This window comes from Stenotrophomonas sp. INTA L402-1, assembly GCF_059295135.1.
Window position 1 is genome coordinate 171,606 of record NZ_JCAFWP010000001.1, and the last position, 14,619, is coordinate 186,224.

13 protein-coding genes are annotated in these 14,619 nt (G+C 66.5%); 5 read left to right on the forward strand and 8 right to left on the reverse strand.

Features of this window, described 5'->3' with window-relative positions; translation table 11 throughout:
* Positions 1–93: 93 nt before the first annotated feature.
* The 6 genes from AC5O77_RS00730 to AC5O77_RS00755 form a co-directional block, all read right to left on the reverse strand.
* Positions 94–843, reverse strand: a complete 750-nt coding sequence (locus tag AC5O77_RS00730) for a flagellar basal body rod protein FlgF (RefSeq protein WP_032127377.1) — start codon at positions 841–843, stop codon at positions 94–96.
* A gap of 32 nt (positions 844–875) precedes the next feature.
* Positions 876–2,099, reverse strand: coding sequence for a flagellar hook protein FlgE (flgE, locus tag AC5O77_RS00735; protein ID WP_107431886.1), 1,224 nt, complete (start codon positions 2,097–2,099; stop codon positions 876–878).
* Positions 2,100–2,131: 32 nt separating this feature from the next.
* Complete coding sequence (locus AC5O77_RS00740) at positions 2,132–2,815, reverse strand: flagellar hook assembly protein FlgD (protein ID WP_049421924.1); 684 nt, start codon at positions 2,813–2,815, stop codon at positions 2,132–2,134.
* 23 nt (positions 2,816–2,838) lie between these two features.
* A complete protein-coding gene (flgC, locus tag AC5O77_RS00745) occupies positions 2,839–3,246 on the reverse strand; it encodes a flagellar basal body rod protein FlgC (RefSeq protein WP_010485892.1) in 408 nt (135 codons plus the stop codon).
* Positions 3,247–3,249: 3 nt separating this feature from the next.
* Positions 3,250–3,645, reverse strand: coding sequence for a flagellar basal body rod protein FlgB (gene flgB, locus AC5O77_RS00750; RefSeq protein ID WP_005409576.1), 396 nt, complete (start codon positions 3,643–3,645; stop codon positions 3,250–3,252).
* 137 nt (positions 3,646–3,782) lie between these two features.
* Positions 3,783–4,727: a chemotaxis protein gene (locus AC5O77_RS00755; protein ID WP_032127374.1), complete on the reverse strand. Its 945-nt coding sequence runs from the start codon at positions 4,725–4,727 to the stop codon at positions 3,783–3,785.
* 192 nt (positions 4,728–4,919) lie between these two features.
* Between AC5O77_RS00755 and flgA the strand changes: the two genes are divergently transcribed.
* From flgA to AC5O77_RS00775, 4 genes are all read left to right on the forward strand, one after another.
* Entirely contained in the window at positions 4,920–5,576 is a 657-nt protein-coding gene (gene flgA, locus AC5O77_RS00760) for a flagellar basal body P-ring formation chaperone FlgA (protein WP_293791620.1), read from the forward strand.
* 75 nt (positions 5,577–5,651) lie between these two features.
* A complete protein-coding gene (flgM, locus tag AC5O77_RS00765) occupies positions 5,652–5,957 on the forward strand; it encodes a flagellar biosynthesis anti-sigma factor FlgM (protein ID WP_049421929.1) in 306 nt (101 codons plus the stop codon).
* Positions 5,954–6,292: a flagellar protein FlgN gene (locus AC5O77_RS00770; RefSeq protein WP_478057289.1), complete on the forward strand. Its 339-nt coding sequence runs from the start codon at positions 5,954–5,956 to the stop codon at positions 6,290–6,292. The genes flgM and AC5O77_RS00770 overlap by 4 nt, the downstream gene beginning before the upstream one ends.
* A 91-nt stretch (positions 6,293–6,383) precedes the next feature.
* Positions 6,384–7,604 carry an ATP-binding protein gene (locus AC5O77_RS00775; RefSeq protein ID WP_019337422.1) on the forward strand — a complete coding sequence of 407 codons (1,221 nt, stop codon included), beginning with the start codon at positions 6,384–6,386 and terminating at the stop codon, positions 7,602–7,604.
* A 199-nt stretch (positions 7,605–7,803) separates the two neighbouring features.
* Here the strand turns inward: AC5O77_RS00775 and AC5O77_RS00780 are convergent, their stop codons facing one another.
* The gene (locus AC5O77_RS00780; protein WP_032127372.1) at positions 7,804–9,576 is read right to left on the reverse strand and encodes an EAL domain-containing protein; all 1,773 of its coding nucleotides are present in this window, start codon (positions 9,574–9,576) and stop codon (positions 7,804–7,806) included.
* 4 nt (positions 9,577–9,580) lie between these two features.
* Complete coding sequence (locus AC5O77_RS00785; RefSeq protein ID WP_478057291.1) at positions 9,581–11,683, reverse strand: sensor histidine kinase; 2,103 nt, start codon at positions 11,681–11,683, stop codon at positions 9,581–9,583.
* Between the two features lie 131 nt (positions 11,684–11,814).
* Here AC5O77_RS00785 and AC5O77_RS00790 point away from each other — a divergent pair, with 131 nt between their 5' ends.
* Positions 11,815–14,574 carry a bifunctional diguanylate cyclase/phosphodiesterase gene (locus AC5O77_RS00790; protein ID WP_478057292.1) on the forward strand — a complete coding sequence of 920 codons (2,760 nt, stop codon included), beginning with the start codon at positions 11,815–11,817 and terminating at the stop codon, positions 14,572–14,574.
* The last annotated feature ends 45 nt before the right edge of the window (positions 14,575–14,619 follow it).

Consider the following 14,619-nt stretch of genomic DNA (forward strand, 5'->3'; position numbering starts at 1 on the left):
CCTGTCTGCTGAAGCCGGCCGCGTGGTGCGGCCCTTGTATGCGGGTGTGCAAGCGGTGTGCCAGCGCCGGCATCAACCGGCGCCGGAATTCCGTCAGCTGCCCAGGCGCAGCATGCTGTTGGCGCTGCGCGCGTTTTCGTCGCCGTGCTTGATCACCTGCACCTGCATTTCGTACTGGCGCTGCAGCTGGATCATCTGCACCAGCGCGCCAGCGGCATCCACGTTGCTGCCTTCCAGCTGGCCGCTGTGCACGGCCGTGCCCTGTGCCGGTGCGAACGGCTGCAGCGGGTCGGTGTTGCGGAACAGGCCGTCCAGGCCACGCTCCAGGCGTTCATCCGGTGCCTGCACCACTTTGATGCGACCGATCTGCGCCATGGTCTGCGGACCTTCGCCCTGCGGGATGATCGAGAGCGTGCCGTCGGCACCGATCTCCATCGCCTGGTAGGGCGGAATGGCGATCGGGTTGTTGTTGTCATCCAGTACTGGACGGCCGCTGGAGGTCACCAGCTGGCCGTTCGGCGTCACCGACAACGCCGCGCCGCGCGTGTACGCCTCGCTGCCGTCACTGGACTGCACGGCCAGCCAGGTGCCGGTCTGCAGGGACAGGTCCAGCGGCTTGCCGGTGATGTGCTGCGAACCGGGCGTGCGGTTGAATCCGGCGTCGACATGCAGCGCATCCACCCGCGAGGCAAAGCCCGGGCCACGGATCGGGAAGGCTTCGGTGTTGGCCAGCGCTTCCTTGAAGCCGGGGGTGTCGGAGTTGGCGAGGTTGTGGCTGAGCGTACCCTGCGCCTGCAGGGAGGCGCGGGCACCGGTCATCGCCACGTAAAGGGCTTTATCCATGCGGGGAGTTCCGTGACGGGGTCAGCAGGTCATCAACGGATGTTGATGACGGTCTGGGTGATCTGGTCCTGCGTGGTGATCATCTGCGCGTTGGCCTGGAAGTTGCGCTGCGCGGTGATCATGTTGACCAGCTGCTCGGTGAGGTCGACGGTGGACGCTTCCAGCGAGCCGGCCTGGATCTTGCCGAGGTTGGAGGTGTCCGGCATGCCGGTGCGCGGGGTGCCCGACTCGAACGTCTCCACCCACAGGTTGTTGCCCTTCTGCTCCAGACCCTGCGTGTTGTTGAACGTGGTCAGTGCGACCTGGCCGAGGGGCTTGTCGTCGCCGTTGGAGTAGCGGGCATAGACCACGCCGGTTTCCGACACGGTGATCTCGTTGAGCTTGCCAGCGGCATAGCCGTCCTGCTGGGTGTTGCGCAGCGCGAACTTCTCGCCGTACTGGGTCGAGCCGCTGATATCCAGCGTCATGTTCAGCTGGCCCGCGCCGGTGGTCGGGGTGAAGGTGCCGAGGCTGACCTTGCCGTTGGCAGGATTGGTCAGCTTGCCGCTGTTGTCGAACGTCACCGGGGTCGGGGCGCCGGCCGGCTGGCCATCCACGTAGTTGCGCACGGTCCACTCGTTGGGGTTGGCGCCTTTCACGAAGTACGAAACCTGGATGTGGCTCACGCCCAGCGAGTCGTACACGGTGATGCCGCCGCTGGAGTGGTTGTAGCTGTTGGAGTCGGTTGGGTCGAAATTGGTGACCGTCGGTTGCTTGGCGTTGGCGGGCAGGGTGAAACCGACCTTCACTTCGCTGGTCTGCTTCGGCGCGCTGTCGGTAGTCAGCAGCTGCAGGTCCACCAGGCGGCCGGCATCGAAGTTGGTGCCATCGGCGTTCGGCGCGAACACCTGCAGGCGCGCGCCCTGCGGGTTGATCACATAGCCGGCGGAATCGGTCTGGAAGTTGCCGGCACGCGAGTACACGCGCGAGCCGTTCATGTTCATGGTGAAGAAGCCCTCACCGGAGATCGCCATGTCCAGGCTGCGGCCGGTCTGCTCGTTGTGGCCCTGGATGAACTGTTGGGCCACGTTGGAAACACGCACGCCCGAGCCGGTCTGGTTCTTCGACAGGCCGTAGCTGGTGGAGGCGAACAGGTCAGCGAACTCGGCGCGTGATTGCTTGAAGCCGGCGGTATTGACGTTGGCGACGTTGTTGGCGGTGACGCTCAGGTCGGTATTGGCGGCATTGATGCCGGACAGGGAGACGTTGAAGCCCATGGGATGCTCCTGGTAGATGCGGAATGTGCGGCTCAGCTGACGCGGAGCACGTAGTCGATCGGGGCCGTGCCCAGGCCCTTGAGATTCAGGTACAGGCCGTCGGAGCCGACGGTCACGCTCTCCACCGGGGCCTGCACGAAGGTGGACAGCTTGGTGCTCTTGCCGGCGGTGTCGACGTGGTTGGCGACGATGGAGTACTTGCCCGGTTCCATGCGCTTGCCGTTGGCGTCCTTGCCGTCCCACTGAAACGCGGTTTCGCCAGCGGCCTTGGCTTCTACGCTCAGCGAGGTGACCTTGGTGCCGTTGGCATCGGTGATGTCGACGGTCACGATGCCGGCCGAGGGCGCAGCCACCGTGCCTTCGACGCTGCCTTCCTTTTCCAGTACCAGCTTTTCCGACGGCACCAGTACCTGGTGGCCAACCAGAGCGGCACCGCGCAGCACCTGGTCGCTGGCCATCGATTCCTGGAAACCCTTCACCGTCTTGTTCAGATCGGTGATGCCCTGCACGGTGGACATCTGCGCCATCTGCGCGACCATCTGCGTGTTGTCCATCGGCTTCAGCGGATCCTGGTGCTGCAGCTGCTCGGTCATCAGGCGCAGGAAATCGGCCTGGTCCAGCGTGTTCTTCTTCTTGGTGGCGTTGCTGTTCGGGGCGTTCAGGCCGAGCGCGGCGTAGACGTCCTGGTTGGTCTGGTTGTTGACGGCGGTGGTCATGGTGGTATCCGGTGCTACGGGCCTCAGCGGCCCATGGTCAAGGTCGCCAGGGCCAGTTCCTTGGCGGTGGTCAGCATCTCCACGCCAGCCTGGTAATTGCGCGAAGTCGAGATCAGGTTGACCATCTGCGCTACCGGATCGACATCGGGCTGGTAGATGTAGCCATCGCCGTCGGCCAGCGGGTGGCCCGGTTCATAGCGCTTGATCGGCGCGGCTTCGCTCTGGGTGATCTCCTTGACCTTCACCGACGTGATGTTCGGATCGTTCTTGCTGGTCACTGCCTGGAAGATCGGTTCCAGCGGCTTGTACACGGCATCGGCGGAACCGGCGACGGTGTCGGCGTTGGAGAGGTTGGAGGCGATGGTGCTCATGCGCACCGACTGCGCCTGCAGCGCGGAGCCGGCGATATCGAATATCGGCAGGTTGCTCATGGCTTATTGCCCCGTGATCGCGGTCAGCATGGAACGCACCTTGCTCTCGACGAAGCTGAGCGAGGCGCGGTATTCGAGTGCGGCGCGGCCATAGGCGGCACGCTCGGCATCGGGATCGACGGTGTTGCCGTCCAGGCTGGGTTGCACGCCTTCGCGCGCGATCTGGAACGGGTTCAGGCCACTACTGATCTCGTAGTGCTGCTCGTGGGTGGTGGCCATCAGGCCATTGGCATCCTGCCCCTGGGCGTGGCGCAGGGCGGCATCGAAGTCCAGATCCTGGGCCTTGTAGCCGGGAGTGTCGGCATTGCCGAGGTTGCTGGCGATCAGCTTCATCCGCTGTTCGCGCAACGGCATGGCCTGGGCGTGGACGCCCAGGTAGTCGGTAATCAGGTTGCGCACGGTGCACTCCCACAGGAACGTTGCCCGGGAAGCTGCAAGGGGTGTGCCAAATTCGAGAGGGTAGTGCCGGTCGCTGGCCGGCTTCCCGGATTGTCCGCGGTTGCCGGCCAGCGGCCGGCACTACCGGATCAGAGGCCTCAGGCCGCCATCGCGACCTTGCGCAGGCGGTCCAGCACGAAGTCGGCCAGTTCGTGCGGCGAATACTTGGCGACGAAGGCGTTGGCCCCGACGCGCTCGACCATCGCATTGTTGAATACGCCCGACAGCGAGGTATGCAGCAGGACATACAGGCCGGCAAGGCCCGGGTGGCGCCGGATTTCCGTCGTCAGCGTATAGCCGTCCATGGCCGGCATTTCGATGTCCGAGATGACCATGGCGTAGCGCTCGGCGGGGTTCTCGCCCGAGGCCTGGATCTGCAGCAGGTGGTCCAGCGCCTGCTTGCCGTCGGAAAGCAGGGTGGCACCCACCCCAAGCTGGTCCAACACGCTGCGGATCTGTTGGCGGGCTACACGAGAGTCGTCCACCACGAGCACCTGCAGTTGCGGGCCGTCGGCGGGCATTGCCATCGCCGGGTCGAGTACTGCTTCACCGCGTACCTGGGCGATATCGGCCAGCACGCTTTCAACGTCGATCACCTGGATCAACTCGCCCTGGAAGCGGGTCACCGCCGTCAGATAGCTCGATTCGGCGCCCAGTTCCGGTGGCGGATGGATGTCTTCCACCGCGATGTTGACGATGCGCTCCACGCCGCTGACCAGGAAGCCCTGGATCGAGCGGTTGAACTCGGTGACGACCAGGTAGCCGGGCGAGGTGTCCGCATCGGGCTCACGCTCGGGGTGGCCGATGGCCAGGCCCAGGTCCAGCACCGGCACCGAGCGGCCACGGACGTCGGCCACGCCGGCGAACTGGCTGGGCAGTCCGGGTACCTGGAACAGCTCCGGGCGGCGCAGGACTTCCTGCACCTTGAAGACATTGACGCCAAAAAGCTGACGTCCGCCGAGGCGGAACAGCAGCAGCGCCAGGCGATTGTGGCCGGCCAGTCGGGTCCGCTGGTCGATCCGGTTGAGCAGGTCATGGGACATGGCTGCTGTATCGGCGGGGTAGGCGCCGAACTTGAGCGCTTTTGTAGAGTCGAGCGATGCTCGACCCTGCCTCTGTAGAGTCGAGCTTGCTCGACTGGTCATGAAAGCAGTCGAGCAAGCTCGACTCTACACAAGCCCCTCTGGCACACCCCTTGCACGCACCTGGGCCAGATCCCATCGACAGGAGGCGCCATGCGCCGGGTCACATCGCTCTTCGCCATCGCGCTGGCCCTGGCCTCGCCGTGGGCGGTTGCCGCCGACTGGCAGCCGGTGGCCAGTATCCGCACCGCAGCGTTGTCGACGCTGCCGGCCGGCAGCGAGGGCGAGGCCCAGGTGGCCGATGCGCTGCGCTTGCCCAGGTGTGCTGGCGCGCTGCAGGTGCAGCCCACCGCCAACACCACGGTTGAAGTCAGCTGCCCGGATGCCGGCGGCTGGCGCCTGTTCGTGCCAGTAAAGGTGCGGCGCAACCAGACCGTGCTGGTGCTCAACCGTGGAATCGGTACTGGAGAAACCCTCACCGCCGCCGATATCACCACTGCCCAGCGTGATGCCGCCCGGATTGCCGGTGCGGTGCTGGCCGATCCGAATGCAGCGATCGGCCGCATCGCCCGCCGTCCGTTGCAGGCCGGAGCCCTGCTGTCGAACAACGATCTGGTGGTGCAGCGTCTCATCAAGCGAGGAGACAATGTGGCCCTGGTTTCGCGTCGCGGCTCGGTCGAGGTCCGTATTGCAGGCCGTGCGATGGGCGATGCCGGTGAAAACGAACGGGTCTCGGTGGAGAACCTGTCCTCGCGACGGATCGTGCAGGGCACGGTCGATGCCGCCGGTGACGTAATCGTGGCGCGTTGATTTACCGCAAAATATCCCTAAAGATCACGGCCCTGCGGCCGTTATCCCTTGTGAACGGCAACTCCAGGACACCCCATGAGCCAGAAAATCGACGGCAACCTGCAGGTCCCCCAGGCACTGCGCAGCGTGACGACCCCGGCCAACAAGCCCGGCGTCAGCACCGATGCGGCGACGCGCCCGGTCGAAGCGGCCGACAGCCTGCGCCTGACCGGCGAGGCCACCAATCTGCAGGCCATCGAGCGTGAGCTGACCACCGCCCCGGCAATCGACGCCCAGCGTGTGGCCGCAGTGCGCGAGTCGCTGCAGAACGGCACCTACAAGATCAATCCGGACGCGATCGCATCGCGCATGCTTGAGCTGGATCAGCAGCTGCACGGATGACCGCGGCGATGAGCGAACAACTGCAGCGGCTGGCCCAGGCGCTTGACGTTGAACGTCAGGCGCTGGTCGATCATGACGTACACGCGCTGATCCGGGCGACCGGTGCCAAGCTGGAGGCGCTGCGTGCACTGGAAGGCACGCCGCCGCTTGGTGAGGGGGATCACCTCCAGGAACTGGCCGAACGCAACCGAGCCAATGGCGTGCTGCTGTCGCGCCGGCGCCGCGAGGTCGATTGGGCGCTGCGCCAGCTCGGGCGTACCGAGGCTTCCTCCTCCTATGATGCCAAGGGCCAGTCGCATACGGTCACTGCGCGGCGCCCACTCGCCATCGCCTGACGCGACGGCGGTCGCACATCCCACCCCCGCGGGCTGAAGCCCGCCGCACGACCGCGTATATTGGGCGCCTGTTCGAATGCCCCGAGTCGCCGTGTCCGCTGCCAATGCCTTGGTTACCGCCCCCCTTCCGCCGCAGCCGGTGCTGCAGGCGCTGCTTGAGCGCCTGCGCGAAGGGCTGCTGCTGTTCACCGAAGACGGGCAGGTGGCCCTGGCCAACCCGGCCGCGCAGAACCTGCTGGCCAGCGGTGAGGGCGGCGGCCTGCCACCGCCGCAGCGCCTGCGTGAACTGCTGCCGCCTGATGCCTTGGAGCAGGCGCGCCAGCATGGTCACTGGAACGGCAGCCTGCCGCTGGGCGAGGGCGTGGTCATCGCCCATCTGTATCACCACGGCCCGGTCGGCCAGGGGCACTTCCTGGCGTTGTTCCGCCATATCGAAGGCCAGGAAGACTACGAACGCGAACTGCAGCAGCGCCATGCAGAGCTGCGGCAGGCCTACCTGCGCCTCAACGGTACCCAGGAAAAACTGCTGCAGTCGGAGAAGATGGCCTCGATCGGCCAGCTCGCCGCAGGCGTCGCGCACGAGATCAACAACCCGATCGGCTACGTGCACTCCAACCTGGGCAGCCTGCAGGAGTACCTGCGCAGCCTGTTCACCGTGATCGAAGCCTACGAACGCGCATTGCGGGCGCCGGACCCGAAGGCGCTGATCCCGGAGATCGACGATATCCGTGACCGCCTGGACATCGATTTCATCAGCCGCGACCTGCCGCAGCTGATGGCCGAGTCGCGCGAAGGCATCGAGCGGGTGACGCGCATCGTGCGTGATCTGAAGGACTTCTCGTATTCCGGCCGCGACGAGTCGTGGAAGCTGGTCGACCTGCACGCGGGCCTGGAATCGACCATCAACATCATCTGGAACGAGCTGAAGTACAAGGTCACCCTGGTGCGGGAGTTCGGCCAGTTGCCGTTGGTGGAGTGCCTGCCATCGGAGTTGAACCAGGTCTACATGAACCTGCTGCTCAACGCCGGTCACGCCATCGCCGAGCGCGGCACGATCACCGTGCGCACCGGCGTCGATGGCGATCACGTGTGGGTCGAGTTTGAAGACACCGGCGGTGGCATCTCGCCGGAACTGCGCCAGCGCATCTTCGATCCGTTCTTCACCACCAAGCCGGTGGGCAGCGGTACCGGCCTGGGCCTGTCGATCTCCTACAGCATCATCAACAAGCACCACGGCCGCATCGACCTGGACAGTACCCCGGGCGTGGGTTCGCGTTTCCGCGTGGTGCTGCCGGTGAAGCAGCCGCGCTGACCGCTTATGGTAGTGCCGGCCGCTGGCCGGCAACCCCTTTGAGCCAGGCATCGAGAGCAGCCGACCAGCGGCCGGCTCTACCAGGGCTTGTCCCCGACCTGGATTCGCGCTTCGGGTAGTGTCGGCCGCTGGCCGGCAACCTCATTGAACCCGACATCCAGAGCAGCCGGCCAGCGGCCGGCGCTACCAGAGGGGATCGTTACCGCAATGGGCGATCCTCGCCGCCATCTCCGCTTTCCACCGGCGCCGGACCGGCGTTGCTGCGGCGCTGTTCCTCATAGGTGCGGAACGCCTGGTGGATGTGCTTGCGCAGCTCGTCGTCGTTCCACGGCTTGGTCAGGAAGCGGTAGATCGCACCGCGGTTGATCGCGTCGGTCACGGTGTTCAGATCGGTGTAACCGGACAGCACCAGGCGGATCGTGTCCGGGTACAGCATCTTCACCCGGCCCAGGAACTCGGTGCCGCTCATGTCGCTCATGCGCTGGTCGGACAGGATCACCTGCACGTCATTGATTGCCAGCAGGTCGAACGCATCGCGCACGTTGCCGGCGGCCAGGATGCGGTAGCCGTCGCGACGGAACAGACGCACCAGCGAGCGCAGTACGTTCTCTTCGTCGTCCAGCAATAGCAGCGTGCGGTCGGGACGGGTCTCGGCAAAGGCTTCCGGACGCAGGTAGCGGCGGCGCAGGGTCATGCCGGCGGCATCGGCCGACATCGGTTCGCCGAACAGATAGCCCTGGAACACATCGCAGTCGTTGCGGCGCAGGAAGCCCAGCTGGGCCTGCGATTCCACACCGTTGGCGATCACGGTCATGCCCAGCTGGTGGCCCATGGCGATGATCGCGCGGGCGATGGCCGCCTCACGGTTGCCGGCCGGCGCGCTCTTGATGAAGCTGCGGTCGATCTTGAGCTTGTCCACCGGGTAGCGGACCAGTGCACTCAGGCTGGAATCACCGGTGCCGAAATTGTCCAGGCTCAGGCTGATGCCTTCGTTGCGCAGATTGGCCAGCGTCTCGTGCACGAAGTTGACGTTGTTGGTCAGCGCGCTTTCGTTGATCTCCAGCGTCAGCATCTGTGCCGGCACGCCCGCGGCCTGGATCAGGCCCATGACTTCAGCGAAGAAGTTGGGCCGCAGCAGCTGCAGGGTGGAGACATTCACCGCGATGGTGAAGTCGTCGAAGCCCTGGTCGCGCCACAGGCGTGCCTGCTTCAGTGCGCCTTCCAGCACCCAGGTGCCGATCTGCACGATGATGCCCAGCCGCTCGGCGGTGCGCATGAAGCGCTCCGGCACCAGCATGCCAAGCGTCGGTGACTGCCAGCGCAGCAGCGCTTCCATGCCGACCACGTGGCCATCGCGGGCGCTGACCAGTGGCTGGTAACGCAGTTTCAGTTCGCCGTTGGGAATGGCGTCCACGATCTGGCGGGCGATGATGCTTTCGCTGTGCGCGCTCGGTGGCGTATCCACGGCGTGGATGCGCACCGCGTTGCCGCCTTCGCGGGCCGCCTGGTACAGCGCATCCTCGGCGTGATCGAGCAGGCGCGAGGTGCTGCTGGCATGGTCCGGGCACAGGCTGACGCCCAGCTTGCCGGTCATGAACAAGGTGTACGGCAGCACCGACAGCGGCAGCTCCATCTGCTGGCGGATCTCCTCGGCGAAGTCCTCCGGCAATGGCACGTCGGCAGTGCGTGGCACTGCGATCAGGAACTCATCGCTGCCGTGGCGCCACAGCTTGCCGCGACCACGCAGGTAGGACTGCAACCGCTGCGCCACCAGCACCAGGGCCTGGTCACCCACCTCGGCGCTCATGTTTTCGTTGACCGAGGCGAAGTGGTCGATGTCCACGTGCATCAACATCAGTGCGGTGCCGCCCGAGGCCGCCTCGGCGACCATCGCCTGCAGCTCGGGGTTGCCGGCGCCAAGGCGGTCAGGCGCATCATCGATGCTGACCGGGGGCTGGTTGGGATTCCACATAGGCTCAGTAGTCCGGTGACTCAACGGCGGCCATGCTGGCCGCCTGGTAGGGGAGGTGTACGTCGATCAGGGTGCCTTCGCCGTGTGCGGATTCGATCCGCACATGGCCACCGACGCTCTGCGCACGCTCACGCATCACGATCAGGCCCAGCCCGCGCGGACCGTCCGGGTCGAAGCCCTCGCCATCATCACGGATCTGCAGGTGCAGGCCGCGCTGGCCGACATCGCGCAGCTGCAGCAGGACCTGGCGGGCGCGGGCATGGCGCAGGGCATTGGTCAGGCTCTCCTGCGCGATGCGGAAGCAGGCCTGCTCGATGCTGTTGTCAGGACGTTGTGGCAGCGGTTCGATCTCGGCCAGCAGTTCCACCGGCGACGAACGGAACAGCACCCGTGCCTGCCAGCTCAGTGCGGCCTCCAGGCCCAGGGCATCCAGCTGCGGCGGGCGCAGCAGCGTGGAGATGTCGCGCAGCTTGGCCACGGTGGTGTCGGCCAGGCTGACGATCTGCGCCAGATCCTCGGCGCGGCGCTGTGGATCATGCTCGTCCTGCGCAGCATGGGCGGACAGCTTGATTGCGGTGATCGCCTGGCCGATGTCGTCGTGCAGGTCGCGCGAGATCGCGCGGCGTTCGTCTTCCTGCAGCGAGAACAGTCGGCCGGCCATCGCCTGCAGCTCACGGTTGCTGGTTTCCAGTGCACTGCGGGTGCGCTCGGAATCGCTCAGGTCGCGCACGATCAGCAGCTTGCAGTCGCGTCCGCCATAACGCACTTCGCCTACCGCCAGGCCGGCATGGAAGCTGCGGCCGTCAGCGCGCTGCATCGCCACCACGCTGCTGTGGCCGGGCCCCAGATGGGGCTGGCCAGCGCGCAGCTGGCTGCGCACGCGGGCCAGATCGGCGGCGTCCACCAGTGCCGACAGGGGCTCGCCCAGCAGGGTGTGGCTGCCATAGCCGAACAGGCTGGCGGCCCAGGCGTTGGCGTACAGCACGTGTTCGTCGGAGAGGATGACCACGCCGTCGGGCAGTACCCGTACCAGCTCGCGGAACTGTTCCTCGCGCTCGCGCAGCAGGCGTCGCGACTGCTCGCGCTCCGTCACGTCCTGCAGTGTGCCCAGCACGCGGTTGCGGCCGGCCTCGTCGATGCCGCTGGCCGCACGCAGATGCACCATCAAGGCGCGCCCATCCATCGACAGCAACGGCAACAGCACGTCCACCTGGACCGGCTCGCCGGAGCAGAGCTCGGCCAGCAGCTGTTCGGTCTGGGTGGCGGTGGCCGGGTCTGCCGGCACCAGCAGTTCGTCGAAGCGATGCCAGCGGCGCGCCTCGGGCGGGCGGCGACCGAGCAGGCGATAGACCTGGTTCGAGTAGCGGCCAAGTCCCGTGGAGGGGTCCAGCTCCCAGGCGCCGATGCGCGCCAGCTCGTGGGCTTCCTCCACCCGCGCCAGCGCCTGGTCACGGCGCAGCTGGGCCAGGTCTTCGGCGGTGCGGTCGATGGCAATCAGCAGGCGGGCGTTGTGGCCGTCATAGCTGATGGCATTGGAGCGAAGTTCCATCTGCCGCAGCGAGCCGTCGCGCAGCTGCAGTTGGGTACGCAGGATGCACAGTTCCTCCGGTGCCTCGCGGATCGCCTCCAGCTTGGTCTGCAGTGCCTGGTCCTGGCCTGGTGGCCACAGCGAATCGATGGTCTGCTCCAGCAGTTCGTCACGGTCCCAGCCGAAGGCCGTACAGGCCGCCGGATTGGCATCGAGGATCGCCAGCGTATCGAGGTCGTAGACCAGGATAGGGCCGGGGTTGCCTTCGAACATCTGCCGCAGGCGCAGCTCCGAGGCTTGCTGGCGTGCATGGGTGTGCAGCACATGCTCGGCCAGCGGGCGCAGCAGCAGATACAGCAGGCCGGCACTGGCGAGGGCAAAGAACGAGCCCTTCAGGCCCTGCCACAAGGCCGCCTGCTGCGGGTCGGGCACCAGTGCCTGCACCGCACTGTCGGTGGAGATCATCCAGGCCAGCGCCATCGCCAGGTAGCTCAGCACCACCCGGCGCCGGTCGCGGCTCAGCGCCTGCGCCATCCGCGGGTCGGGAACTGGGGCGTTGCCGGTCGGTTCTGCGGGCATGGACAGGGCGGAAGAAAGGGGCGCCGGCCATCTTACCGCGCAGGTGCGCCCAGACCACTCAATTATCCGCCGCAGGCGCCGTTAACCACTGCGTGCCCCGCTGACGGGCGTGTCATCCGGAGCAAGATCGCGTGGACCAAGGGATCATCGCCAGCCTGCTGCAGCACCCGCTTGCGTCGGCGCTGGTCATCGTTGACCGCACGGGCCGCCCGCTGGCGGCCAATCCGGCTGCGCGCGAGCACGGCCTGCCGGCGACCGTGGCTGCGTATGCGCCGATGCTGGAAGATCTGCGCCTGATGGCCGCCGATGGCGGCATCGTGGCCTGCACGCTGCCGGGTGGCCCGCACGGGCACTACGACGGCCACCTGCGCGCCGTGCATGATGGCGCCGGCAACCTGCTGGCCTTCACGCTGAGCATTCCCGAGCCGGTGCCGCTCGGCGGCGGTGGGCGCTGGGAGCTGGCGCTGGACAGCGCCGGGCACAGCCTATGGGACTGGGACATTCCCAGCGACCGTGTGGTGCGCACCCCGGCACTGGGCGATGAAACCGCTACCGAGATTCTGGCCCGCGTGCACAGCGAGGACATCGCACAGGTGCGGGCTGCACTGGATGAGCATCTGCGTGGCTTGAGCGAGCAGTACAGCGTACAGTTCCGTTTCCGCCAGGCCGATGGCCAGTGGCGCTGGGTACTGGACCGCGGGCGCGTGGTCGCGCGCACCGCCGATGGCCAGCCGCTGCGCATGGTCGGCACGCATACCGATATCGAACAACAGAAGCAGCTGGAAGGGCTGCTTCAGGAACAGCAGCTGCACCTGAGCGAGGCCCAGCGCATCGCCAGCATGGGCAGCTGGTCGTTCGACCCCAACAGCGGTCATTTCTGGTGGTCGCCGGAGCTGCGTTCGCTGCTGTCGTTGGAGCAGGGGGCCGTACCCGGCCAGCGGCGCTGGCTGAAGCAGCTGCATCCGCGCTCGCGTGGTGCGCTACGCGCAGCATGGCGGCGCTTGTGGCGCGACGGCCGGGCCGCCAACATCGAACTGGAACTGACCCGCGGCAATGAGCCGTCGCAGCATCTGCGGCTATGGATGCAGCCGCTGCTGGACATGGATGGCCAGCCCAAGCGCCTGCTCGGCCAAGTGCAGAACATCACCGAGCAGCACCAGACCGATGCACTGATCCGCTGGCGTACCGAACTGCTCAACCGTGTTTCCGCGCTGGGCCGCATCGGCGGCTGCGAGATCGAAGTGCAGACCCGGCATATGCAGTGGACCGAGGAGTGCTACCGCATCCACGGCCTGCGCAAGGAGCCGATCACCCTCGACCAGGCACTGGCGCTGTACACCGAGGATTCGCGCAATGCCTTCGACGCCGCGTTGGTCCGGATTGCCGGCGGCGGGCTGCCCGAACAGCTGGACCTGTGCTTCTACCGCCAGTCCGGCCTGCGCGTGTGGGTGCAGGTACTGATCGAGCTGGATCGCCGTGACGGCCTGCCGCCTCGGTTCGTGGTCCTGTTCCGTGACATCACCCGCGAGCGCGAGGCCAACGAGCGCATCGAGCTGCTGGCGCACTACGATCTGCTCACCGGCTTGCCCAATCGCGTGCTGCTCGGCGAGCAGACGGCAGAAGCCATCGAGGAAGCGCGCGACCGCGGCACCTCGCTGGCGATGCTGTTCATTGATCTGGACGGCTTCAAGACCATCAACGACAGCTTCGGTCATGCCACCGGCGATGCGCTGCTGAAGGCTGCCGCCACCCGCCTGCACCAGAACCTTCGCAACAACGACCTGTTCGGCCGCTTCAGTGGCGACGAGTTCATCGTGGTGTTGCGCGACCTGGCCGAGCCGGAAGACGCCGGCCACGTGGCGCGCAAGCTGATCGCTTCGCTGGCCGAGCCACTGCGCCGTGGTGAGACCACGTTGAAGGTCGGTGCCAGCGTCGGCATCGCGATGCTGGGCGATGCCCAGACCGATTTCGATTCACTGCTGCGTGCCGCCGACGCCGCGATGTACGCGGCCAAGGAAGCGGGGCGCAACACGTACCAGTACTACAGCCAGGACGCATTGGCCCGCATCCAGCGCAAGCTCGAGTTGGAGCATGCCCTGCACGGGGCGATCGAACGCGAAGAGTTCAGCCTGGCCTACCAGCCGCTGCTGCATGCGCACCAGGGCGAGCCACCAGCGATCGAGGCACTGCTGCGCTGGCATCGTCCCGGCATCGGCTACTGCAGCCCGGCCGAGTTCATTCCGATTGCAGAGAAGTGCGGCGAAATCGTGCGCATCGGCGACTGGGTGCTGAATGAAGCCTGCCGCCAGGCGATCGCCTGGGACCGGGCTGGCCTGTGTTTCGACCGCATCGCGGTCAATGTGTCGGCGGTGCAGTTGCGTGACCGTGGCTTTGCCGAGCGGGTGATCGAGATCTGCCATGCCCACGGCTGGCCGCCGCAGCGGTTGGAGCTGGAGCTGACCGAGTCGGCGCTGATCCGTGACACCGACATCCTGCGCCATTGCTTCGACGTGCTGGAACGGCATGGCGTGCCGCTGGCGGTGGATGATTTCGGTACCGGCTTCTCCAATCTGAACTACCTCAACCGTTTCCCGGTGGGGCGCCTGAAGATCGACCGCAGTTTCGTGCAGGGCATGCTGCATGACTCAGGCACGGCCGAAGTCACCCAGGCCATCGTGCACCTGGGCCACGCGCTGGGGATGAAGGTGGTGGCCGAGGGCGTGGAAACGCATCAGGAAGAAGATATGCTGCGTCGCCAGGGCTGCGACGAGATCCAGGGCTACCTGTACTCGCGCCCGCTCAGCCCGCGCGACCTGGCGCAGTGGCTGCGCCAGCAGCACGCCGCGCCCGGGCGCACCGACGCTGCCAGCGAGGTCGTGCTGGCGCGCTGAGGCTGGCGCCGGGCCATGCCCGTCGGGATCGCCGCACGCCGACGC